General features: G+C 46.6%; 21 protein-coding genes. 14 read left to right on the top strand and 7 right to left on the bottom strand.

What is annotated here, in order from left to right; translation table 11 throughout:
* Window positions 1–46 precede the first annotated feature (46 nt).
* On the top strand, window positions 47–460 hold the full coding sequence (locus ACNKW2_RS00520; protein WP_419146801.1) for a nucleotide triphosphate diphosphatase NUDT15: 414 nt from the start codon (window positions 47–49) through the stop codon (window positions 458–460).
* Window positions 461–501: 41 nt separating this feature from the next.
* Here ACNKW2_RS00520 and ACNKW2_RS00515 read toward each other — a convergent pair whose 3' ends face one another.
* From ACNKW2_RS00515 to ACNKW2_RS00505, 3 genes are read right to left on the bottom strand one after another with little or no spacing between them, the layout of a single operon-like run.
* Window positions 502–1,311: a heme ABC transporter ATP-binding protein gene (locus ACNKW2_RS00515; protein ID WP_419146800.1), complete on the bottom strand. Its 810-nt coding sequence runs from the start codon at window positions 1,309–1,311 to the stop codon at window positions 502–504.
* 1 nt (window position 1,312) lies between these two features.
* Window positions 1,313–2,368 carry a FecCD family ABC transporter permease gene (locus ACNKW2_RS00510; RefSeq protein ID WP_419146799.1) on the bottom strand — a complete coding sequence of 352 codons (1,056 nt, stop codon included), beginning with the start codon at window positions 2,366–2,368 and terminating at the stop codon, window positions 1,313–1,315.
* Window positions 2,368–3,282, bottom strand: a complete 915-nt coding sequence (locus ACNKW2_RS00505) for a heme/hemin ABC transporter substrate-binding protein (RefSeq protein WP_419146798.1) — start codon at window positions 3,280–3,282, stop codon at window positions 2,368–2,370. Before ACNKW2_RS00505 ends, ACNKW2_RS00510 begins: the two co-directional genes overlap by 1 nt.
* A 159-nt stretch (window positions 3,283–3,441) precedes the next feature.
* On the opposite strand from ACNKW2_RS00505, the gene ACNKW2_RS00500 reads away from it, so the two are divergent.
* The 8 genes from ACNKW2_RS00500 to ACNKW2_RS00465 all read left to right on the top strand — a co-directional run bounded on the left by ACNKW2_RS00500 (window position 3,442) and on the right by ACNKW2_RS00465 (window position 11,017).
* Window positions 3,442–4,128 carry an energy transducer TonB gene (locus ACNKW2_RS00500; RefSeq protein ID WP_419146797.1) on the top strand — a complete coding sequence of 229 codons (687 nt, stop codon included), beginning with the start codon at window positions 3,442–3,444 and terminating at the stop codon, window positions 4,126–4,128.
* A 15-nt stretch (window positions 4,129–4,143) separates the two neighbouring features.
* Window positions 4,144–4,650 (top strand): MotA/TolQ/ExbB proton channel family protein, encoded by a 507-nt coding sequence (locus tag ACNKW2_RS00495; protein ID WP_419146796.1) that lies wholly within the window; start codon window positions 4,144–4,146, stop codon window positions 4,648–4,650.
* Complete coding sequence (locus ACNKW2_RS00490; protein WP_336565344.1) at window positions 4,643–5,050, top strand: biopolymer transporter ExbD; 408 nt, start codon at window positions 4,643–4,645, stop codon at window positions 5,048–5,050. The genes ACNKW2_RS00495 and ACNKW2_RS00490 overlap by 8 nt, the downstream gene beginning before the upstream one ends.
* Before the next feature lie 146 nt (window positions 5,051–5,196).
* Complete coding sequence (locus tag ACNKW2_RS00485) at window positions 5,197–7,308, top strand: TonB-dependent receptor domain-containing protein (RefSeq protein WP_419146795.1); 2,112 nt, start codon at window positions 5,197–5,199, stop codon at window positions 7,306–7,308.
* A 9-nt stretch (window positions 7,309–7,317) separates the two neighbouring features.
* Complete coding sequence (locus ACNKW2_RS00480; RefSeq protein WP_419146794.1) at window positions 7,318–8,388, top strand: hemin-degrading factor; 1,071 nt, start codon at window positions 7,318–7,320, stop codon at window positions 8,386–8,388.
* 306 nt (window positions 8,389–8,694) lie between these two features.
* A complete protein-coding gene (locus ACNKW2_RS00475) occupies window positions 8,695–9,096 on the top strand; it encodes a hypothetical protein (RefSeq protein ID WP_419146793.1) in 402 nt (133 codons plus the stop codon).
* A 135-nt stretch (window positions 9,097–9,231) separates the two neighbouring features.
* Window positions 9,232–9,921 (top strand): hypothetical protein, encoded by a 690-nt coding sequence (locus ACNKW2_RS00470; protein ID WP_419146792.1) that lies wholly within the window; start codon window positions 9,232–9,234, stop codon window positions 9,919–9,921.
* Window positions 9,908–11,017 carry a PD-(D/E)XK nuclease family protein gene (locus ACNKW2_RS00465; RefSeq protein WP_419146791.1) on the top strand — a complete coding sequence of 370 codons (1,110 nt, stop codon included), beginning with the start codon at window positions 9,908–9,910 and terminating at the stop codon, window positions 11,015–11,017. Before ACNKW2_RS00470 ends, ACNKW2_RS00465 begins: the two co-directional genes overlap by 14 nt.
* A 37-nt stretch (window positions 11,018–11,054) precedes the next feature.
* On the opposite strand, the gene ACNKW2_RS00460 is transcribed toward ACNKW2_RS00465, so the two are convergent.
* The 4 genes from ACNKW2_RS00460 to ACNKW2_RS00445 form a co-directional block, all read right to left on the bottom strand.
* Complete coding sequence (locus tag ACNKW2_RS00460; protein WP_419146790.1) at window positions 11,055–12,188, bottom strand: PQQ-dependent sugar dehydrogenase; 1,134 nt, start codon at window positions 12,186–12,188, stop codon at window positions 11,055–11,057.
* Window positions 12,189–12,387: 199 nt separating this feature from the next.
* A complete protein-coding gene (locus ACNKW2_RS00455; RefSeq protein WP_419146789.1) occupies window positions 12,388–14,406 on the bottom strand; it encodes a TonB-dependent receptor plug domain-containing protein in 2,019 nt (672 codons plus the stop codon).
* Window positions 14,407–14,565: 159 nt separating this feature from the next.
* Window positions 14,566–17,784, bottom strand: a complete 3,219-nt coding sequence (locus tag ACNKW2_RS00450) for a S41 family peptidase (protein ID WP_419146788.1) — start codon at window positions 17,782–17,784, stop codon at window positions 14,566–14,568.
* Window positions 17,785–17,937: 153 nt separating this feature from the next.
* Window positions 17,938–18,735 carry a putative porin gene (locus tag ACNKW2_RS00445; protein WP_419146787.1) on the bottom strand — a complete coding sequence of 266 codons (798 nt, stop codon included), beginning with the start codon at window positions 18,733–18,735 and terminating at the stop codon, window positions 17,938–17,940.
* 179 nt (window positions 18,736–18,914) lie between these two features.
* Between ACNKW2_RS00445 and ACNKW2_RS00440 the strand changes: the two genes are divergently transcribed.
* The 5 genes from ACNKW2_RS00440 to ACNKW2_RS00420 all read left to right on the top strand — a co-directional run bounded on the left by ACNKW2_RS00440 (window position 18,915) and on the right by ACNKW2_RS00420 (window position 24,271).
* The gene (locus ACNKW2_RS00440) at window positions 18,915–19,298 is read left to right on the top strand and encodes a SpoIIAA family protein (RefSeq protein ID WP_419146786.1); all 384 of its coding nucleotides are present in this window, start codon (window positions 18,915–18,917) and stop codon (window positions 19,296–19,298) included.
* A gap of 85 nt (window positions 19,299–19,383) precedes the next feature.
* Window positions 19,384–20,076 (top strand): SDR family oxidoreductase, encoded by a 693-nt coding sequence (locus tag ACNKW2_RS00435; protein ID WP_419146785.1) that lies wholly within the window; start codon window positions 19,384–19,386, stop codon window positions 20,074–20,076.
* Between the two features lie 29 nt (window positions 20,077–20,105).
* Window positions 20,106–20,762 (top strand): ABC transporter ATP-binding protein, encoded by a 657-nt coding sequence (locus tag ACNKW2_RS00430; RefSeq protein ID WP_419146784.1) that lies wholly within the window; start codon window positions 20,106–20,108, stop codon window positions 20,760–20,762.
* 34 nt (window positions 20,763–20,796) lie between these two features.
* The gene (locus tag ACNKW2_RS00425) at window positions 20,797–23,205 is read left to right on the top strand and encodes an FtsX-like permease family protein (RefSeq protein ID WP_419146783.1); all 2,409 of its coding nucleotides are present in this window, start codon (window positions 20,797–20,799) and stop codon (window positions 23,203–23,205) included.
* A complete protein-coding gene (locus ACNKW2_RS00420; protein ID WP_419146782.1) occupies window positions 23,195–24,271 on the top strand; it encodes a lipocalin-like domain-containing protein in 1,077 nt (358 codons plus the stop codon). The genes ACNKW2_RS00425 and ACNKW2_RS00420 overlap by 11 nt, the downstream gene beginning before the upstream one ends.
* Window positions 24,272–24,333: the final 62 nt, after the last annotated feature.

Here is a 24,333-nt window from a genome sequence, read left to right as displayed (position 1 = left end):
ATGATAAACTGTCACCTTCAATAACAAATAAGATTGGCGTAAAGCAATGAATGAAGCAGTACGAGTTGGTGTGGCGGTGGTCATTATCCGCGAGCAAAAGATTTTATTAGGTGAGCGAATTGGTGCCCATGGTGCTAATACTTGGGCCACTCCTGGTGGGCATTTAGAGTTTGGTGAAGAAATTGAAGCGTGTGCCAAACGTGAAGTACAAGAAGAAACAGGGCTGAGGGTAACAGAGGTAACGCGTTTGGGGTTTAGTAATGATATTTTTGCCGCGGAGCATAAGCACTACATAACCCTGTTTGTCGCTGCTAAAGTACAAAGCGGCGAGGCGCAAGTGCTTGAGCCTACCAAGTGTTTGCAGTGGCGATGGTTTGATGTAGCGCAGTTACCGCAGCCGTTATTTTTATCCTTAGCCAATTTCTTAGCCAACAATAAAGAGCTTTTGCAACAGTGCTGAGCTACTGCTCAGCCCCCGCGACTAACATTGTGAAAGTGAGGTTATAGCTGCGCGGCACGCAAGTCGAAGCTTCTTGCCACCCCTAACGCCGGCAAAAAGTCACCGACCTGAGTGAGCTCGGCATCAATGCCATAAGTGTGCTTTAGTTGTTGCTTAGCAAGCACAGTATTGGGCGCACCGGCTGCAACCAGCTCACCTCGTTGTAACAAATAAACGGTGTCGGCAAAACTGGCAGCCAGCGCTAAGTCATGGACCACGGCAACCACCCCAGCACCTTGTTCAGCGATGTTTTTAGCAAGCGCCATAACTTGATACTGATGAAATAAGTCTAAGCTGGCCGTCGGCTCATCAATCATTAAATAACAAGGTTGTTGTTGTTCTAAGGTTGGTAATAACTGACACAACACCCGCGCAAACTGCACCCGCTGCTTTTCTCCGCCGGATAATTGCGTAAAGCTACGTTTCGCCAAGTGAGCAACTGATAATGTTTCCAAAGCTTGCAGTGAGAACTGCTTTAGCCGTGTGGGCGATATTTGATGCTGGTGAACATAATGAGACATGTCCACGATTTCTTGCACACTGAAGGGGAATTCGCAATCGTATTGCTGCGTGAGCACGGCACGCATTCGCGACAATGCCTGCGCACTGTATTGCAATAAGGGTTTGTCATGATAACGCACTTCCCCTGCTTGCAAACTGACATCACCGCAAAGGGCCTTTAATAAAGTCGACTTTCCCGCACCATTGGGGCCAAGCACAACCGCCAACTCTCCAGGAGATAGGCTGAAGTCAACTGCATTAAGGAGTTTTTTGGCTTCCACAGCAACCGTTAATTGTTTTGCACTTAGCATATTACAGCTCCTTTATTCGATAGGTTTTCAGCAGCATAATTAAGAAGAACGGCCCGCCCAAAGCACTGGTAATAAGCCCAATCGGCAGCTCAGAGGGTAAGATAAGCGTGCGAGCCATAAGATCGGCTAAACATAATAATATCGCGCCACCTAGCATGGAGGCTGGCAGTAAGTAGCGGTGATCGGGGCCGATGAGTAAGCGCACAATGTGGGGCACAATAAAGCCAACAAAACCAATAATCCCGGTTAAGGCCACAGCCGCTCCGGTGCATAAGGCGGTAAACACAAACACCTGCTTTTTTAAACTGACCACGTTTACGCCAAGGTGCTTGGCTTGTTGCTCACCCAATAGATACAGGTTTAACGGTTGCGCTAAACGGCTAAAGCCAATGCAACAAGCTAGCATTAATACTAACGACGGGAGCATCATCATAAAGCTGTTACCAGCAAGCGACCCCATGCTCCAAAAAGTTAAATCGCGTAACTGCTCATCGCTGCTGATCAGGGTTAAAATACCAATTACAGCGCCGACAATGGCATTCACTGCAATGCCTGCTAATAATAAACTGACAATGGTGAAGCGGTTTCCTTGACTCGATAGGCGATAGATAATGCTGCAAATGGCAAGGCAGCCTAAAAACGCACCAATTGGCACGGCATAGATACCATAATAAGCCGAGAAATCACTCAGCAAGGTGCTGCCTAGCACTATGGTACTGATGGCACCAAGCGCGGCACCACTGGAAATACCAATAAGTCCTGGGTCGGCCAGAGGGTTGCGAAAAATCGCCTGCATCGCGGCGCCACATGCTCCAAGGCCTGCACCAACCACTAACGCCAGCACTAGTCGCGGCAATCTAATTTGCCAGATCACTGCCTGCTCCAAGCTGTTTGTTTGAGAAGAAAATAAAATCGTGACTAGGCGCTCTAGTGAGATATCCACCCCACCGATGGCTAAGGCCACAAAGCTTACGCCGAGCACTGCAACAGCTAAGCCCAGTATCATCCATTTGCGTGCCACATCAGGCGACAATAACGATTGATCCAGGGCTAACATTACAGCGACTCACTGGCTTTTGAAGAGCTGGCAAAGCGAAAACGATAACCGCTCGGTAGTTGTGCTTCTGGGTGCAGTAAAGTAGCTAGCTCCACTACTGCTTGCGGTGTGCGTGGACTCATGCTTAATAAATACACGCCATCGAGCACGATCACTTGATCGTTTTTCACTGCATTAGAAAATTGGAAGTGGGGAACTTGGCTCAAGTCTGGTGTATTGTCTTCGCCATGACGACCCATGCTAATAATCACATCAGGATTCATCGCAATGGCAGCTTCAGTAGACAAAGGCTTCCAGTTGTTAAAGTGATTGGCGGCGATATTAATGCCCCCTGCAGCAGTAATGACTTCGTCTGCGGATGTGCCTTTGCCAGCCACAATGGGTTGGCCGCCGCGCAAACTTAATACAAATAACACCTTTGGCTGGTGTTCAACTTGCTTGAGCAAATGGCTTAATGCTTGACGATCTGCTTGGATGGTATCAATCAGAGTTTGACCTTTTGCGCTGACACCCAGTAGCTCTGCCACTTTGGCAATTTTTTCTTCAACCCCAGCTAAATTATCGTGGTCACTAAATAGGTGACTTTTTAATCCAGTTTGTTGCAATTGCTTAACCACTTTCTCGGGACCGGTATCGGCTTCCCCTAATAACAAGTCTGGGTTCAGTGACAACACGCCTTCGACATTAATTTTTCTGACGTAACCAATTTGCGGCTTTTCGGTGGCTGCGAGAGGAAAAATACTGGTGCTATCGACACCAGCAATGCGCTGCTGTTCACCTAACGCGTAAATGATCTCTGTAATAGAACCACCTGCAACCACCACTCTTTGTGGCGCAGGCTCAGCTTTAACGGACTGCATAGAAGTGAGCAGTAATACTGCAATAGTGAGTAAATGACGAATTTGAACTTTCATAAGGATCTCAAACTTGTTAGTATTTATTGCGAATAGTAACAGTTATCATTTATATTTATCAATATGAAAGTGCTTATTTGTTTTGTTGTTTCGCTCGTTTTTCACGCTGCATGGTGGCTTTATCCCAGTGCCGAGCCATTGCGATGGCAAGGCGGGGAGGTGGCACATAAGCAAGCTGACACCTTACAGTCATTGGCCATTGCTTTTACAGCACCTGTGATTAAGCAACAGGCTCAGCCTGTGCCTGAGCCGCAAGCACAGCCGCGCTCTAGTAAGGCGAAAAAAGAATTGCCAGCGAGCAGTGAGTTTAATAGCAGTAAAGCTAAGCTGAAAACGACAAAACCTCAGCCGCCAATGCCTGAACCCACAACCGCAGTGGCAAAAACCACAGCAAAACCAACACATTCCCCTGAGCCTAAAAAAATGGCTCAAGACCAAGTGCAAGAAAAAGAGCCGCCAACCCCCCAAAAAACCGAGGAAACAGTAAAGCACACAGACGCAGACGCCACGCAGTTGGCCACGGCAAAACAGCTAAACCAGCAAAATAGTGTGAGCAATACTCCGGTGCGTCTCGATGAACTGCCTTTATTTAAGTCGCCAAGGCCACCACTGAGCTACCCACTTAGAGCGAAGCGGCGTGGTTTAGAAGGGATCAGTGTGTTTGAAATTGAACTCAATACCCAAGGTGAAATTGTCCAGCTAACGCTGCTGAAAAGCAGTGGCTACGACAGCCTAGACCGTGCTGCCAAAGAAAATGTTAAACAATGGCAGTTTCATCCGGTAAAACAAAATGGTCATGCAGTCAAAGCCCAGTTCACCGTGCCAATCGAATTCAAATTAACCTAAGTAAGAGAGTTAACAATGCAATCATGGTTTCAACAATTAGGCCTTATGCAGTGGCCATTTCTGGTGATTTCAATTGTCGCTTTAGCGGTCATTATTGAGCGAGCTTGGGTACTGAGCCAAGCTTGGTATAGGGTGAAAACCTTAACAAAAGGCGCATTTTCCGAGCAATTTAAATGTCACGACAGCGCTTCGTTAAAAGTACAGCGCTATGTATTCGAGTGGCGCAAAAGACTGGCTTTGCTCAGCATTATTGGCACCTTAAGCCCCTTGATGGGGTTATTCGGCACCGTTTGGGGCTTAGTACTTATGTTTCAAACCATTGCGCAAACTCAGCAAGCCGTAACCCCTGCTTTATTGGCCGATGGCTTATGGGAAGCCATGTACTCGACTATGGCTGGCTTGGCTATTGCGATGCCGTGCCTGCTGGTTTATGGGGTGTTTCAAGCTTGGGTGGAGCGCCTACAAAGCGAACTGGTGCTGCTGAGCAATGAACACTTTAGCGCCGGAGGAGCCCATGCTTGAGCTACCACCTGTGAGAACGCAGAACCTCACCGCTGATTTAACTGCACTTTTAGATGTTCTCTTTATTGTGTTGGTGTTTTTGTTGTTAAGTGTGGCGGTTAAATTAAATGTCCTTGAGGTGAGTTTACCCAGTGCCGGAGAAAGTGGCGAAGTGGTATTAGAGCAGCCGCCGAAAGTGATCAGTCTTACTTACAGTCAGGGCGAAGTGTCGTACGCCTTAGATGAGCAGCCTTTTAGCGCCGAGCATACACTGATCCAAGCGGTGGCCCATTTAGATCAAACTCAACCGATTTATCTGGCCGTGGATAAGCGTGTTCCTAGCGAGGATCTGGTAGGCCTGTTTGCTGAGCTTAGCAAATTAGAAATAGCCATTGCTAATATAGTGGTTAAGAGCGAATAAAAACAATTACCATTTAGATTTGGTTGTGTTATATTGCCTCGCGACAATCGCGCTTTACCATGGATAGGCCACATAAGCTGGCTGTAAAGGATGAATAGGGGCAAAGGTGAAGGGCGTATAAATATAACGACACTTGGAGTATTCTTATGCGTTTATCAAAATTAACCTTATCCATTGCTCTTGCGGGTTGCTCAGCCCTGACAGCCACAGCCTCAGCAAACACCGACACGCAAAACAGCGCGGTGAAAACCGATCTCGACGCGGTTACCGTTACTGCCACTCGAACTGAGAAAACCGTTTTGCAATCGGCTCAAGCGGTGAACGTAGTCACGCAGGAGCAAATTGAACGCACCCTAGACAGCAGTGTTTTTGACACCCTTGATACCTTACCTAATGTGTCTGCCAATGGCGGCCCAAGAGCCACAGGTCATAAATTTAATATACGCGGTTTCAGTGATGCTGAAGATGTCATGGTGACCATTGACGGCATGCTACAAACTTTTGAAAAATACCGCATGGGCAGCTTGTTCACCGACCCAGAATTATATCGCACGATTAATATTAAAAGAGGCACTAGTACCGTGCTTCATGGTGGTGGGGCGCTCGGTGGCGTAGTGCAGTTTGAGCTGAAAAACGCCGCCGACTTTTTAGCTCCAGGTGAAACAGCCGGCGCCAAATTAAAGCTGGGTTATGACAGTAATAACCAACAGCAAAACGGCTCTGTATTTGCTTTTGCAAGACCCACAGAGTCGCTAGACTTATTGGCTGCTGTTATCAAGCGCGATAGTGATGACTGGGAGTTATCAAACGCTGAAACTCTAGATAATTCCGCCATAGAAAACACCTCAGTATTGCTGAAAGGGGAATACTTTCTAAGTGACGACGCCATCGTGAGCGCCAGTCATACAGAAACCTCAGACAGTCAGCGCACCGAGTTTAATACCACAGATCCTGGCGCATGGGGCACCGTTTACCGTGAAGTTGATCAGGCGGTGACAAACTTAAGTTATGAGCTTAATCCGGCTAATAATCGCTATTTGAACCTCACCGCTAAACTTGGCTACAGCAGCAGTCAAGTTACAGAAAGCGACGGTGTTGGCATGTTAGAGGATTACATCGGCCTGGAGTCGAACTACGAATATAATATTGCCACTTTAGATGTGATGAATACCTCGAGCTTCGACAATCATACTTTCACCTATGGCATGCAATACACCGACAAAGAACGCATTGATGAGAAAACCGCATTGCCTTGCCTGCAAGTGAACTATGAAACGTATGCGTGTTTACAGTATGGCACTGAGCCGGAAACATCGGCAATGACATCGCAGCCTGGCGGTACACAAACACGGACTGGGCTTTACATTCAAGATGAATTTCAATGGCAACAGTTAACCTTAGTGGCAGGCCTACGTTACGAGCATTATCGTACTTCAGCCACTGGGCGCTTTGAACAGCAATTCGCTGAGTTAGATACCGACGTGAGTCACAGTGACTGGGCCGGTGCAGTCAGTGCAAGCTATCAAATAACGCCCTCGTTAGCGATATTTGCCAACCGTCAAGAAGGTTTTAGAGCCCCCTTAATCGATGAACTCTATGACCAATATGGTGGCAGAACCCCTGGCTTAGAGTTAGATGTTGAATACAGTGACAACACTGAGCTGGGGGTGAATTATCAAGTACAAAATGTGCTAACCGACAATGATTCTTTAACCGCGCGGTTTATTTATTTTGATATTAGCGTCGACGATGAAATCACCTCGCTGACCAGCAGTACTCTTAACCCGCTTCCGGCGCCACGTTACGCCAATCGCGCCAGCAACGACAGAGACGGCATTGAGTTTGAGCTGAACTTCGCCACAGCAGATTTCTACACTAATTTGTCTTACAGTGACATCGATGGTGAAGACCAAAATGGTGAGCATTTATGGTACTTACCTGCAGATAAGTTGGCACTGGATTTAGGCACCTCACTGCTTGATAAGTCTGTGCAAGTGGGTGCCAAAATGGTTCACCGTGGTGCGCGAGACGTTCAGGTGATGGACAGAGCCACCAGACAATATTTTACTCAAACCCAACAAAGCTATACCCTAACCAGCTTGTATGCCAGCTGGGACGTGAATAGTGCCATTAACCTTAGAGTGGCCGTCGATAATGCCTTTGATAAAGAATATAAACTGATGGCTGGCACCGGTGGTGGTATTGGTGATTATGGCTTTGGCCGCAATATCAAAACTCAACTTAGCTGGCGCTTTTAAGGAGCGAACATGACCTCAGAACTTATCCAACAATATAAAAGTATTTTAGCCGAAGAGCCACGCACTAGAGCCGTGGATGCCGCCATGCAATTAGGCGTGAGTGAAGCTGAGCTACTTGCGGCACAGCAACATCACAGTATCACCGCAGCCGTAACCCGGTTGGACGAAAACAAAATTGCTGAAATATTAAAACAGTTTAAGAAGCTCGGTAAAGTGATGGCTCTGACACGTAACGGCAGCGTCGTTAACGAAATTAAAGGCGTCTATGAAAAGCTGTATATTTCTGACAACAATGGCAAGCTCAGTGGCATTGCCATTAATCCCGGCGGCATTGATCTAAGGTTATTTTTATACCGTTGGCACAGTGTGTTTTTAGTGGAAAGCGATGCTCACAGCAGCGTGCAATTCTTTGATAAACATGGTCGCGCGGTACATAAGGTCTTTACTACGGCAGACTCTGACTTTAATGAGTTGGTGAATTTAAAGGCTCGTTTTCAGTTAGACTCGCCAGCGCCTTTGCAGATTGCAGCGGTTCCAGCCAAAGAAGTATCACTGGTAAGCCCAAGTGCAGAGCAGTTAGAGGAGTTCAGAGCAGGTTGGGCGGAGTTGGCCGACGTTCATCACTTTCCAAAGCTGCTAGAAAAGCATCAGCTTGAGCGTTTACAAGCCTTGGAACTGGTGGGCTCACCTTGGGCATTTGAACTGGAAAACGTCGATCTGGAAACCATATTAAGCGCCGCTAAAGCTGAGCAACAAGAGATCATGGCGTTTGTGGGGAACGACGGCGCGGTGCAAATTTTCTCTGGTAAGGTCGATAACTTAAAGCAGGTAGGGCCATGGTATAACGTGCTGGATCCCGACTTTAATTTACATGTGAAAACCGCTGAGCTCAGCCGCGCTTTTGTGGTGAGAAAGCCAACCGACAATGGCGACACGGTCGTCACTTCTATCGAGTTTTTTGATGCCAATCGCGACACAGTATTAACTTTATTTGGTCGCCGTACAGAGGGCAAGAAACAAACCCCAGAGTGGCAGGCGTTGTGTGACAAGTTAAGCAATAAAGCTCAAGCAGCAGCATAATACCAATCCGCATTAATACTTGCTCAATTTGAGGGAGCAAATTCGACGCTAACTGCGTTAAAAATTTCTCATTTAGAACAACTAAATAGCAAAATTTTTGCCTTGTTATCGACAGAATTTTCTAACCTCAAATAGACCACTTAATTAAGCGAATTGGTATAACTTGGTTTTGTAATAACAAAAAGCTCCAGCCACCACTTGCATGGTGGTTGGAGCTTTTATGCACTCTGACAAGGGTTAAAGCTTGAAAAATAGCTAGGTTTGAGACTATAACTGTGTTTTGGACTGTTACCCGAGAGGCTGATAATGATAAAAAGGATATTAATACCGTTTACTCTATTGTTTAGCGCCTTAAGCTTTGGTGCAACCAGCGGTGCGCTGGCAGTCGACCGCGCTATTCCTAGCAGTACCCAACTGGCTTTCCCTAATGACGCTAAAGTATTTCCTGAAATCAGTGATTTTACCGTGCTAAGTGTCATACCTATGAGCAACGATGCCGGTGAGCGCTTCGCCGTGGCAACCATAAAAAATCAGGCTCACGGTCGCCGTACCTTAACCCATAAGCACCTATTAGCATTGACTGCGGAGGGGAAACGAATTAAACCAATGCAGCTATCGGCGATTTTCGATGGTCAAGAAACGCTGTCGCTGACACTCAGTTTTGGTGAAAGTAAATTTCCATTACTTAGCGTGTATACTCGTAATTAGGCCTTTCTCTAGAAGTACTTGGTGCAACCGATATGTTATTCTGCACTGAAAAAACAAAATAATTTACCTTAAAAAGCCTTCTAAAAAAGGCGTAATCAACATGGTTACTTGAATCGATGTGAAACGGGAGTAACCATGAAGTATTATCATTTTCAATCTGTTCTAGCTCATAAAATGTTGCGCAGTGCAATCGATGTGTTATTTGCAGGCCGCCACCAATCTGGGTGCTTTTCTTGTAAGCTTTTTAGTTCGGGTAAAGTAAAGTCGATTGTATGGCAAGGCGAGTTGCTGCAAAAGCTCTGGCCAAACCATCACTCAGCAAGGGTAGAACTGCAACATGCCATCGAACAACTTTATAGCCATCGGCTAATTTTAGGTTGGCCACCCTGTCGAGCGGTTAAATTAATGCTTATTGATGGTGGTTTGGAAGTTGTTTGGCAACCGCTTGAGCTGGTCGAGCAGCACCAGCTAATAGAGCAATTGCAAGTGCTGGTAAAGATTGATGCACTGATCAGAGAGGAAAATATGAGCTTACTAGCCGCTGATAATAGCGAAATAGGGTATGTGCATGGAACGTCTCTGTGGGCACCTCGGCGCCAGGTAACATTTCAACTTGAGCGTCCCCATCAACATATGGATTTACTTTTTGCATGGCTAAAGCAAGTAAAAATGGATCAATTTGTTATTAAACTTAAGGCATATTGGTGGAGTGAAGAGCCTCAGGGGTATTATTTATCTGGAGGAATAATAGAGCCTCTAGAGCTGACCGTGACTCAAGTTTTGGCTGCAATCAAAGACGAAGCGACTAATAATGATTATGAATAATGAACACTCAAACAGCGAGGATAAAACCAGTAACGCAAGGGTCGAGAGTGTGTCTGCGATGCTTACTAGGTTAGAGCAAATACCCAGAACACGTAAGCAACTCTCTGTATTTGAGGTAAGCGGCTATGCTCATCATGAAAACATGGTAAGCAATATACTGGCGTTCTACTTGGATGCAAACTTAGAGCATCAAATGGGCACCTTGGCATTGTCGGCATTACTAATGGCTGCGGAACTACCCTATGAGGAGGTTGGAGCTGTGTTAGCCGTGCATAGGGAGTATCCAACGCTGCAAAGAGGAAGGCTGGATTTGCTTGTGGTTTCAGAGCGCTATGTTATTGGTATTGAAAATAAGATTAATGCGCCGCTTTACAACAACCTGCAAGACTATGGTGAAACCATTGATGGTATATGCAATGAACAGCAAAGCGCTGTAAAATTGCTGTTGACTATGACGGAGATCACTAAGCAGGATGAATTATCTGGTTTTCAAATTGTTAGCTATAAAACCTTTTTAAGCTGTTTAAAAACATTGATACAGGCTAATTCTTTGCCCGAGAATAAGTGGTCAATGTACCTTTATGACTTTATTTCAGCATTAGACGCTGAGGAGAGCGAGAGCATGGAATTAAATGAGCTAGAAGAGCTTATTATCGCTAACCCTGAAAAGGTAGATGAACTATTACTAGCTAATCAAGCTTTGACCAAAAAGTATCAGCGCCACATGGATGCCATCAAAGAGCAATTACCAAGCGGTCAGTATCATCGTTGGCACTTCGGTCAATATCAAGTTTTTGATTTTGAGTTCAACGGTGCTGTGGTTGCATTAGATTTCTACATTAGTCACGCTCATGGTTGGTCTTTGATGTTGTTTGGCCGCAAAAAAGAGGGGAAGCAATTACTTGATTGGCTCATTACTGAGACGGACTTGGGGGAATTAATAGCAAATAAACCTCCCGAGAAACAAAATGGCGAGTGGAAATACCGGTTATTCTCCTTACCTCACAGTACAGCTAAAGCAGAAATACTTTCGGCGGTTAATATGTGGCTTGATAAGGTATCAAACTGCATGCAAGCTAAACTTGGTTGTTGTTAAAAAATAACGAGGCACTGGGAAGCGCCTCGTTACATTGTTAGCCTTTTGGCACTACGCGGAAAATCCCAGTGCCATCAATCCCTAAATACAGGTCGCCATTAGGGTGGGTGGAAATACTGCGCACTCTTCCTGCCCCTTCAAATATCTTGCTATGGCTTTTTACTTTATTGCCATCTAATTCAAGAAGCACAAGGTGGGCGAATTTCATCGACCCTATCGCTACTTTGCCCTGCCACTCAGGGTATTTATCACCACTGATAAACTCCATACCAGAGGGGGCAATAGACGGAACCCAAACCCAGTCGGGTTGCTGCATCCCATCTCGGGCCGTTTCATCAGTAATGGTTGTGCCATTGTAATTGATGCCGTAGGTAATGACTGGCCAGCCGTAATTGGCACCGGGTTCGATGATATTCACTTCATCGCCGCCACGTGGCCCATGCTCATGAGTCCAGATTTTCCCTGTTTCAGGGTGCATCGCCATGCCCTGTGGGTTTCTGTGGCCGTATGAGTAAACACTCTTACGCGCTCCTGCTTGGTCATAAAATGGGTTCGACTTGGGAATAGAACCATCAGCATTAATGCGATGCACTTTACCAGCATCATGATCTAAACGCTGGGGATGGACGTCACGGTTACCGCGGTCGCCGATAGAAAAATACAAATAACCGTCCTTATCAAACTCAATACGCGAGCCATAGTGGAACGTTTTGGTGGTGTTTGGCGTACCATCGAAAAGCAGTTGCTTGTCGACTAAGCTCATGTCTTGCAAGCGCGCGCGCATGATGGAAGTGTTATACCCTTCGCCATCGCCCTCATAGCCAGAATATGAAAAGTAAATCCAGCCATTGTCTTGATAGTTAGGATCAAGCTCTACATCTAACAAGCCGCCTTGACGCTCTGCATGCACTTTAGGCACACCAGCAATTCGCTGCTCTAGCAATTTGCCGTCACGGATGAGCCGAAGCTCTCCCGACCTATCGGTAACCAATAGCTCCTTTTCATTTAACCATACTTGGCCCCAAGGAATTTGAATTCCCTTAGCAACCAGTTCAAGTTGGTATTTATCGGCGCTGGCTGCCAGAGGAATAGGTTGTTCAGGCTTAGCCTGTGCCGCAAAGCCTGCGCTTAATATGCCTGCAGCTATGGCCGTGTATAAATATTTTTTCATAACAAATCCAATTGATTGAAAAACAATAACCCTAGAGTAGCTGGTTCTTAGCTAAATTGTTACCAGCATTCAGTAATGTGCGATAATTGACAACAAATATACGACAAAACGAAAGCAGCAAAGATAGGCGATCACTGTTTGCATGCTCAAATGTTGCTAGTATCTTAAGTGAGTAGCAGCTAAGTGGCGGAGATCAGCATTAAAACTGATACCGATAGCTGAGTTTTATCTCTCTACCACGAGCCTGAAAACTACTGAACTGGCGATTTTCTTTAATCCCTAAGGGGATAATCGCAGCGGTGTTGTAGTTGCTGTCGAGTAAGTTATTAACATCTAGAGAGAACGATGCGTTTTCACTGTATTGATAATTAATGGCTGCCGCGACCGTCCAGTTATCATCAAATTGTGGTAACACTTTTACCCCGCTGCGATTATGGATAGACAATGAGCCTCGCCAACGATCGCTGGGTTTAACCAGAATAGACGTCATGGCATGAGTCCGGGGCACTAAATCTTCTGAAGGAATTTTACTCTGACCCGGCTGAATCTCAGTGTCGTTGCTGAATAAATGCGAGAAAGTCCCTTTTAGGTCAACATATTGTGATAGGTCAGCATGCCACTCTATTTCAACGCCAGTGGCTTTGTTGTTGGCAATATTGCCTAAAAAGACGGCGTCGCCACTGCTACTAAAATCAATGAGGTCATCAATATGGTTGTGGAACAAACTAAAGGAGAAAGAGAGGCTGTTACCTGTATATTGGTAAACCAACTCTGTTGCTTTGAGCGTGGTCGGCCACAAAGTGCGATTGCCCACCGTTAAGCCACTTTCTTCATCGTAAAGGTCGCCAAGCGAAGGGACTCGATAGGCCTCACCGTAGAGTAATTTAAATAAATGGTTGTCATTAAAAGTGTAAATCACCGCGCCACGAGGGTTTGTTCTGTCTGCCACATCATTGTAGCTATCTCGACGCAAACCAAACGTCGTGCGCCAATGTTCGCTCCACACCGACTCCAATTGTAAGTAAGCCATTTTGATACGGCGTGTGTTTGGCAGAACCACTCGCTGGCCGGGCTGAGTAAAGGTGACTACTTGATTCAAGTACTCAAGCTCAGAATAAAGATCGTAATTGCTGCGCAAATAGCCTTCTGGCACTTGGGATTCGACCAATTCAACACCCGCTGACCACGTTTGCGAGTCAGAGTAAAAGTACTGTGAATCAACAATGGCGCGATAAGAATCGTAAGTAAAGTCCTCACCGAATAAAAAGTCCGCAGCATTAAATGGCGCGTCTCCCTGTAGTTCTAGTGCGGTGAGCGATTTTCGCGTGGCTTTAGAATATTCTAATGCTGTTTTTACGGCCCAGTTATTATCAGAGTGGTATTGATAGCCTAAGCGCGACAGCCAATGTTGATTTTCTTGCTTTGTGGTGCCATCACGCAAGCGGCGAAATAAGTAATAACTGTCGCGAGAAGAGCGGTGGTAGCGCGTATTAAAGGTTACACCGTAGGCAGACACAAAAGCTTCTAATTGTTGCGCCTCGTGAGCATCATTGGTGGTATCTTGAAGCAAGAAGCGATCAAAGACGTTGCCAAGAGTGTCGCCGTCATCTTGATAAAAGTGGCCATCAAATCCTGCAGAGATGGTTTCGCCTTGGTATGTCGCCCCAAGGTTCAAAGTTCGCTGCGAAAAAGAGCCCACCCCAAGGGCGATATAATTCTCGGTTTTGGTGATGATATTCACCACACCATTAAAGGCGTTTGAGCCGTATAAGGTGGAACCCGGCCCTCTTACCACCTCGACACGCTCGACATTATGCAGACTAATAAAGCGGTCAATATAGTTGATACCACCGGTGTAGTCTTCATTAATACGTTGGCCATTAATCAATAACAGCAAGGTATTGGCGTATTTTTGCGGATGCCCTCGGGCGATTAAATAAGATTCATTGCCCTCAACGGGGTTATACATGGGATAAAAGCCAGGAATATGCGCAAACAGCTCGGTGAGCGTGGTTATGCCTAGATCCCGAATATGTTGCCGTGAAAAATAGCTGACCGATGAAGGTGTATATTTGAGCTGGGTATCGGTTTTGGTAGCGATAGTGACTTTGACATCCTGTAGTTCTTCCAAAGAAAGGTTGAATAAGTCACCTTGAGCTAAGCTTGCAGCGGAAAATAAAGGGCAACATAAAATAAGCGGAATGCGAAAGTTAGCCATTGTTACTATGGATTGAAAAAGTCCTTCACTTTAAGGTAGACCGACAACGCGTTTTTGTCAGCCTATTTGTAGTAAATTTTTCTTTTTATTCAACTGTTTCATTCATATTAAATGCAAAGCGGCTGGCTTTATTGCCAGCCGCTTTTGCTTGCTATGAACTTAGAACTTTGACGGTGCAGGTGGCACGGTCAGCTCTTTTTTCGGATTGGCTTTAAGCTCTTTTAATAGCTCTTCAACTGCCCGCTCTACGGAAGGATCCTTGCCTGCATGAATAAGCTCAGGGCGGTCAATCACCTCGATATCTGGGCTGACTCCTTCGTTCTCGATGATCCAGTTACCGTCGTTATCAAGAATGCGGAAGGTAGCGGCAATGACTTGGCCACCATCCACAAGGCTTGGGTTGCCAGAAATACCAATTAGGCCACCCCAAGTGCGAGTACCAATGAGCTTACCTAATCCGGCTTGGCGGAAGTAGTAAGGTAAGGCATCGCCCCCTGAGCTTGAGTAGCCGTTGATCAACATGGCTTTGGGACCATCGTGAGCAAACTGTGGCGTTTTAGTGGGTTCAACGCCACGACGCTTCCAGTAGTTTAGTGGCTTACGAGCCAACCAAGTGATCATGTGCTCAGGGATAAAGCCACCACCATTATAACGGTCGTCAATGATTAAGGCGTCTTTATTGGTTTGTGGCATAAAGTTTTTAAACAGCGAGCGGTTGCCATCGTAATGGGTGTTTGGCAAGTGTACATAACCAATTTTACCGCCCGAGAGCTTATCAACGTAGTCGGCACGAGACTGCACCCAAGCCATATAGCGTAAGCCTTGTTCACTGGCAACCGGTTTCATTGTGGTCTTCCAGCTCTCGTCAGTATTAGGCGTTTTGCTTAGCACCAGCTCCACTTGCTCGCCTTGGGTGTTTTCTAGCAGCTCATAGAAATTCACTACGTCTTTCACCGAGCGGCCATTCACGCTGATGATAAAGTCGCCTTCGCTGGCGTTTACCGCGGTTTGATCAAGTGGTGAGCGGTAGTTTTCATGCCAATTTTCGCCTTTGAAAATGCGCTCAATTTTGACATAGCCCGATTTATGCGCGCTGATCTCCGCGCCTAACAGGCCATGTTTTTTGCGCTCGGCGCTAGGGGCGTCACCTGATTGCACATAAATGTGACCGGCATTGATCTCACCGGCAATTTCACTTAAAACATAATCCAGATCGCTGCGGTGTGCCACGGCATCCGCCATGGGTTGATATTTGGCTAAAATGGCGTCCCAATCTTGACCATGATGGTTCTCGTCGTAGAACCAATCTCTCAGTGTACGCCAGCCTTCCACATACATTTGCTGCCATTCCACTTGCGGATCAATTTTTAACGTCATATTAGAAAGATCTAACTTATTTGCTTTTAGATCCTGTTTGGCTTTTGGCGCAATGACACTGTAATCGTTACCTGCGCGGGCAATAATATGCTTGCCACTGGCAGCTACCTTATATCTAGAAACGCCCTTAGCCACAGTTTCTAACTTGCTGTCTGGCTTGGTACCGAGTAGCTTTAATGCCCCATCGGTTAAAGTAAGCACACCGTCTTCCACTGCCGTGAGGGCGCGGTAATTACCAGCTGGTGCAGCTAATGCTACGACTCGCGACATAAAGCCATCGGCTTCAATGCGATTATTGCTGTCCGCTTTATCTGATCCACCTTCGTCTGTGGTTTTAATTTCAGACTCATCACTCTTAAAAGCATTTAATGGTTCAATTTGATTGTTAACGGCAACACTGTAAATACGTGTGGCATCGTTAAACATATAATCAAATTCGTAGCTGCTAAAGGTTAAGTTATAGTCACGCTCAGAGGTGAAATATAAGTGCTCGCCATCAGGTGAGAACGTCGGGTTACGCTCACTGGTCATTTCGTCAGTGAGGCGAGTTACCTTGTCGCTATCGATGTTGTAATGCCACAGTGAGCTGTAGCGGTTTTCATTGTTTTTAACAAAAACAATGTCTTCGCTATTTGGTGACCAGGTATATTGGGTCAACCCATCTTCGTTGTATTTGGCTGTATCAATTTTGTGTAAGTCACCAGATTGCGCATCCAGCCACCACAAGGTGTGGTTTTTATCGGCAAACAACAGCTTTTTGCTGTCAGTAGACCAAATTGGAGTAAAGCGCCAAATGGTGCCATCACTGGTCAATTGAATGGTCTTATTGTTATTGGCTCTGTCTTTTAAGTAGATCTCATACTCGCCAGTGGCATCGCTCATGTAAGCAATGTAACGGCCATTAGGCGACCAGCTGGCTTCAATTTCTCTGCCCTCTGGGGTGTAAGAAAGGTTACGAGTTGGGCCTTGCTTAACAGGCACTGAGAACAGTTCGCCGCGAGCGGTAAATAGCGCCCGTTTACCGTCGTGAGAAATGTCCATTGAGTCGATAAAATCACTGACATTTTTGCTGTAAGGCATGGCATATTGGCGCACACCAGCGACGTCGATGGTCAAGCGTTCAGAGCGCTTCGTGGCTTCATCAAAGCGATAAAGGTAACCGCCGTTTTCATAGACGATGGCATCAGGTCCAGCCGATGGCCACAACACATCAAAGTCTTTGTGGTCGGTCATTTTCACCGGTTGCTTACCGTCGCGGTATTGGTAGAGGTTAAGGGTGTAATCACGGTCTGAGACAAAATAAATGTTGTCGTTCACCCAGGTCGGTTGTTGATCGGTAGCCGGGTTGGTTGTCAGCTGCTTAGAGCGATTATTTTCCAAATCGTAAACCCAAACATCTTGAGCACGACCGCCGCGAGAGCGCTTCCAGGTTCTAAACTCTCTGTCGATTGGCGTGTAAACGTACTTACTGCCATCAGGGGAGAGCATACCACCACCGGTTTCCGGGATCGCCATTGGCTGCTCCAGGCCGCCATCAACCGGCACCATGTAAGGGCGGCCCATGCGCTTGCCCCATGGAGTGCGGTTGGCTCTAAAGACGATGTGCTTGCCATCTGGCGTCCAGTCCATAACGCGGTAATCATAACCTCCGCGCGGCGGCATGGGGCCCACATCGTTATAGTAAGTCAGCTGTTTTAGCCCTGAACCATCGGCATTAATCACATAAATCTGACGGCTGCCGTTATACTCGGCGGCAAACGCAATTTTACTGCCATCAGGTGAAAACTTCGGGAAGGTCTCAAAGCCGATGTGGTCGGTTAAGCGTTGACTTTGGCCCGACTGTGTATCAGCAACATAAATGTCGCCAGCATAGACAAAGGTGACTTTGTCTTTGTGAATATCGGGGAAACGCAATAAGCGGGTATCTTCGGTTTGATAAGCGGATACAAAAGGCGCGGCCGCCGCAGCAATGGCCAGCACTAATGATTTTATCTTTGTCATAAGCATATTTCCGTTATTATTTTGATACATAATAACGATTACAGCTCGAATTGCACCCCATTGCGGTGGTTGGCTTGTTTCAAAATGTGAAAAAGTACCTCGATGACGAGGTACTTGAGTGGTGTCGCTGGTTAGAAATATTAAGCCAGTTAATTAAAACTGCGCGACAAAATTCAGACTGCTGGTTTCGCCGCCTTCAGTGTCAACGACATTGGCTGTTAGGTAGTAAGTGTCGTTAAAGAAGTACTTTCCTTCTACTGCTAGGTCAGAGTCATAACTGCCTAAGCCCAGTGCAAGGTGGCGGGTAAAGTAGTAATTGGCCATAATGTTGGTGATGGAGTCATCAACAAAGTCGTTATCGATTCGGTTGTGTTCAACATCAATAGCAAAATAGCTGTCACCGCCTACATGTCTAAAGTAGCGGGCACCGAGATTAAAGGCGTCTAACTGATCTTCGGTTTCAATGCTAAAGCCAACGTAATCAGTGTTATTGAGCGGGTGGTTGTATTGCGCTTTAAACCACGTGGCGTCGCCATTGTCATATTCCTCTTGGCGAACGCTGAGTTTTAAGTTGTCATTATAGAGGTAACCAAAGCCCAGTGAGTAATGATCATCGGCATTGCCTAAATCACTGATGCTGCCACTGACAAACCACTGGTTAGTAATAAACCCTTCGCCATCAGCAGAAAAGGCGTTGTCAAAATCATCATTAATGTAACTAACACCAATATTACTGTCGGTATCGAGATAGCCAAAATCATCCCACACACCTGAGGAAGCTTGAGGAGCAAAATAGTAACGTGAAGAAAGCATTAGGGCGTTATTATCGGTACCATCGTTGTGAGTATAACTGGCGCCATTAAACCATGACTTATTGACGTTGCCGGCATTGGCTGCAGCAGAAGTGGATACGAGTAGGGAAATGGCTGCAAGTGATAATAGCTGTTTCATATTCATCCTTTAATGGTAAAAAAAATTGGCGATACTGCCGAAATTGCAGCTCATGGTATGAGCCAGTAAATGAACAGAGTATGACAGCTTACGTCGGTTGTGGTTATTTAAAATCTCGAATTGGCTTAGTGGTAATTGCTTACATATACTTTAGTAGGCCTAACAGGATGGAGATGGATATGACACGCGCTTTTCACGGTATTGCAGTGGGTACCGAACGCCATGGTGAAAGAATATTCTTTACTTTAAAACCCACAGGTACGCTCACTCATGAAGATTACAAAGTGATCACCCCAATCATCGATAACGCCACGCAGGCGGTGGCCTCACCTAAAGTGTATGCATTAATTGATGCCACCGAGTTCGATGGCTGGGAACCTCGAGCACTTTGGGATGATTTTAAACTGGGTCTTGGCCATCGCAGTGAGTTTGTAAAAATAGCCATTTATGGCAGACAAAACTGGCAAAAGCTGGCAGCAACCATTGGCAACTGGTTTATCTCTGGGGAAGTGAAATACTTTGAAGACAAGTCCGCGGCACTGCAGTGGCTTAATGCTGACTAGCCTATGTTCCTTGTGGCTACTTTTGCGTTATGGCTAAAAAGTCGATAGATTAAACTCTTAGTTCACTTTTCGGGGAGGATTTCAAGTGAAGAAAATCCTAATCACGGGCGCAAACCGTGGTATTGGCTTGGCATTAGTTAACACTTACTTGCAAGCTGGCTGGCATGTACTTGCGACCTGCCGCGATCCTCAAGCGGCAACCGAGCTTAATGCGTTAGCACCCACTTACCCTGAACTGCAAGTGTTTGCTTTAGATGTCACTAACTACGACCAGATGGCAGAGCTCAGTGAAAAGTTAGCGCCAGTGGCAATCGATGTGGTGATTAATAATGCAGGTATTTATGGACCAAAAGGCTATGCCTTTGGTGAAACCGACATAGAAACTTGGCGTGAGGTGATGGAGGTCAATGTCTTTGCTACCTTGCGTTTGGCTGAGTTGTTTTATACCCATTTAAGTCATGGCGAAGACAAAATCTTTGCGGCTTTGTCGTCTAAGGTTGGCAGTAATACCATGAACACCAAAGGCGGCGGTTACATTTATCGCAGCTCTAAAGCCGCGCTCAATTCGGTGATCAAAAGCCTGTCTAATGATTTGCTCAATGAAGGCATTCGCACAGTTGCCTTACATCCAGGCTGGGTGCAAACCGAAATGGGCGGGGAAAATGCGTTAATTACCCCGCAAGAGTCGGCAAATGGCCTCTACAGCATGCTATCACACTTTGTTGATGCTCAAAGTGGGGGCTTTTACGATTACAAAGGCGAAGCCATTCCCTGGTAAATCCTTTTACCTTAAACCAAGGATCCGTTGTGGTTGTTGTTGAAGATCTTGTTTTTACTCGCCGTGATGGCGAGGCCACGCGCACCATTTTAAATCGTGCTCATTTTACCATCGCCGAGCACGAGCAAGTTGCTATTATCGGCGACAGCGGTTCAGGCAAAACCACTTTGATCAATTTGCTTGGGGGGTTATTACGCCCAGACGCCGGTAATATTTGGGTGGCGGGCAAAAATATTGCCCAGCTTAATGATACCGAGCAAGCCATATACCGCAGAAGTGTTGGCATGGTTTTTCAACATTACCAGTTGTTAGCGCCACTAACGGTGCGCGATAACATTACCTTTCAAGCACAGCTTAATCATCGCCAACCCAGTCAGGATGAAATCATCACCCTCACGGAGAGGTTGGGCATTAGTAACAAACTGGATGCCTACCCAAGCCAGCTTTCTGGTGGCGAGCAACAGCGAGTAGGAATAGCGCGTGCGCTGCTTAATCAACCGGCACTGTTATTGGCCGACGAACCCACCGGTAATCTCGATGCCCAGCGCAGTGAAGAAGTGGTGGCACTGATGCAAAGCCTCTGTCGTGAACAAGGCATAAACTTGATTATGGTGACCCACAGTCAGCAACTAGCACATGCCCTTGACCGGCAAATTTTAATTCAAGACCAAGTTGCCCATGGTTAAGCAAGGTCAAACAATACACTCAAGGCGAGAGTTTATGCTCATTGCTCAGGTGATAGGCAAATTCTATCGCCAACACTTGGCCTTGTTTTTATTGTTTCTGTTTGGTTTGTCGTTAGGCGGCGCATTACTCGGGGCTATTCAAGGTCTTAACCAAGAAGCGGGGGAGCGCTATGAAAACACCAGTGCCCTGCTTAATAACCCCATCACGCATTTTGTTCGTCCAGCTGCTGGGCAGCAGTATATTGAGCAAACAACGTGGTTAAGATTAAGAAAAGCGGGGATCACCAGCGCCGCTCCGGTGGTAGAACACACCATCACACTAGAAGGGCAGCGGTTTTGGCTGCGAGGCGTAAACACCCTCGACTGGTTAAGCCAAGCACGACCAGCCAAGCAATCACAGCAAGGGCGTGATGTTGGCTTTGCTCTGAACACGCTATTTTTGCCAACGGCTTTGGCGCAGCGCCTCAATATTAACCAAGCCGTAACGCGCGAGATTGCCGGGGTAACGGTTAATCTGCAACCGGCACCCAGCCTTGAAGGAAAAACGGCACTGGCAGACATTGCGCTGGTAGACAGTGTGCTGAAATTAAATGGCGCAGTCAGTTACATTGAAATCTCCGACCCCAAACTGGATCCAAGCCAGGTGCAGTTACTTCTTAATGGTGAGGGGGTGTTACAAAACGCAGAGCAGCAATCTTTTGACTCCCTCTCTAAGGCGTTCTTTTTCAATCTTAAAGCATTGGCGTTACTGGGTTATGTAGTGGGTGCCTTTCTAAGCTTTAACGCCATTAAACTGGTACTGTATGCACGAAAAAAACTGCACAGCCAGTTATTATTGTTTGGTTGTACTGAGCGCACGCTTGCTTATGTCGTCGCCAGTGAACTGCTGTTCATGAGCGCCATCGCTGCGCTTATTGGCGAGGGCATGGCCTACTTTGGTGCTAACCTGTTACTGGGCGAAATTAACCTCGCCATGCAAAGTTTATTCGAGCTTGATCGGAGTCTAGCGATAGAGTTTAGTTGGACGACTGTGCTGTTGGCGTTTTCGCTCAACGTTATGGTGTTGCTCGGGGTTATTGTCGGTCAATTAAGGGGCGTTAGCATTCCGTTAAACACCCCGATAAAGCTTAGTGCTCTGATGATGGTGGCGGTAATTGCCGGGTATTTTTACCGCTACAGTATTAGCGCATTGGATGCCTTGGGTTTGTGCGTCAGCTTATTGCTGTTGTTTTTTATTATCTGCGGCCCTGTGCTGCGATACACATTTTCTTGGTTACCGGCAGCCTCCCCACTATTAAAATGGATGAAAGCGCAAAGTACGCAGCAACTAGCGGTGCTGAAAGTCAGTGTTTATGCTGTATTACTCGCCACAGGCGCTTCGGTGGGGTTGCAAGTCATGGTGGCCAGCTTTAATAGCGCATTACAAATTCACTTAGATAAACGCTTAAGTGCCGATTTGTACGTTCGCCCTGATAAGGTGACAGAGCAGCAGTATCGCTGGCTCGCGGCGCGCCCCGAGGTGGCACAATTAGGCGTGTATTGGCACGCCGAAGCCGCGCTCGATAACGCTGAGCGGCGCCAACTTCCCCCACAGGTTGAAGTAATAAGTTTTGGTGCGGATGCAACTTCGCATCAAAACTTACAGTTACTTCAAGGTCGCGCGCCCAACAGTACAGAGCTTTATTCCGCCAAAGCCACTGAGCAGCTTGGCTGCTTAGCGAATGAACCCAGTCAGTTACGTTATGGTCTCGAAACCGGTATGTCACTGAGGTTATTGCAAGGCGAGCGAGTACTCCGCTGTACCATTACTGGATTTTACTATGATTACGGTGAACAAAAGCCGGTGCTGGTGGTGCCTACTACCGCGCTGCAGCAAGCGGGCTTTGCCTACCAGCAATACGGTTTCTCCATTCAAGCTAAGTTGGGTGCGGATATCGACCAGTTAAAACAAGATATCGTCACAGCATTGCAATTAAAAGCCTCGCAAGTGAGTTACAATCAAGTGTTCAAAGATTTTGCTAACATGCTGTTTTCTCATACATTTTATGCCACGAAAGCACTCAATATGTTGATCGTGTTGATTGCACTGTTTGGGCTTTGGGTGTCGTTATTAACCCTAGGTGCAAAGCAGTTGCAACCACTGGTAACCTTATCCACGTTGGGGGTGACCACTAAGCAACTGCTGGCGGTGAAGCTATTACAAAGTGGTATCATCTTGCTGGTTACTTTATTACTGGCAACGGCTTTGGGGTTTGCGCTTGGGGTAGTGCTATTAAAGTTGGTGATGCCTATCGGCTTTGGCTGGAGCATTCCCATGGATATGCCAATCGTTGATATCTCATTCTTTTTACTCACCATTTTTATACTGGCGTTGGTGGTTAGCCTGTTACCATTACTAAAACTTCGTCGCTACGCGGCTGCGGATCTGCTCTATGAACAGTAACTGGCAAGCTTATTTACTATTGTCTGCTGTGCTGATGGTTGGTGCCTGTTCACCCGCCGAGCAGCCAGCAAAAGAGCAAAGCGAGAGCGTATTTAACCTGCAGCTAGGTGAAGCGGTGCAACCGGGAATAGAGCTGCGCTTTCCTGAAGATCACGGTGCTCATCCTGAGCAAGGGATTGAATGGTGGTACGTCACCGCTAATCTTAGCAGTAATACAGGCGAGCAATTTGGGGTGCAATGGACACTGTTTAGAACCTCTTTAGTGCAGCCAGAACTCAACACTAAGTGGTGGGATGACAACCTTTACTTTGCTCACTTTGCTATTCAAAGTGACAGCAAACATAAGGCTGCGGAGAAATACGGCCGAGCTGGGCAAGTGACCATTCAAAGCCAACCGTTTGTCGCCAACATCGATGATTGGTCAATGCACAGCCTCAGCGATAGCTTTTTACCGTTGCAATTGCATGCTAATACAGGTTCTGAGCAAATAGCTTTGACCCTCAAAGACAGTCCTATGGTGTTACATGGCGATAATGGCTACAGCGAAAAAACAGCCCAGGGCCATGCCTCTTATTATTACAGCTATCCGTTTTTGCAAGTGACTGGGCGTATTCACTTTGACGGCCAAGCACATCAAGTGCAAGGGCAAGCGTGGTTAGACCGCGAGTGGTCTGCAGCCTTTATCGACCCAGAGCAAAGTGGTTGGGACTGGTTTAGTTTGCGCCACCAAGACCCGGCGCAAGGAGCATTGATGGTGTTTTGTATTCGCGATGAACAACAACGATATCAAGATTGTCGCGGTACTGAAATTAGTCAAAACGGGAGTAGCAAACACATCCCAGCCAAGGAGATAAACCTGCAAGTAACGGCTACCACAGATATTTCGGGGCACCGTTATCCCACTAGCTGGCGGCTCAAGTTAGACCATCGAGCTGCCATTGATATTCACAGTCGAAACCCAAATTCACGCAATAACTTAACCATTCCTTACTGGGAGGGCCGGGTGAGCGCTTTCGGAGGCTTTACTGGGGAAGGTTATGCTGAGCTAGTAGGGTATGAGCGCTGATACTTGTTGCGCTGAGTATGGCGGCAATCACCTTAAAAATTCGCAGAGGCATCGTTTTTTGC

This window comes from Pseudoalteromonas 'SMAR' (genome assembly GCF_048515945.1).
In the GTDB taxonomy this organism is placed as follows: domain Bacteria; phylum Pseudomonadota; class Gammaproteobacteria; order Enterobacterales; family Alteromonadaceae; genus Pseudoalteromonas.
Note: the sequence above shows the minus strand (reverse complement) of the source record. Positions and strands in the feature narration are given on the sequence as shown.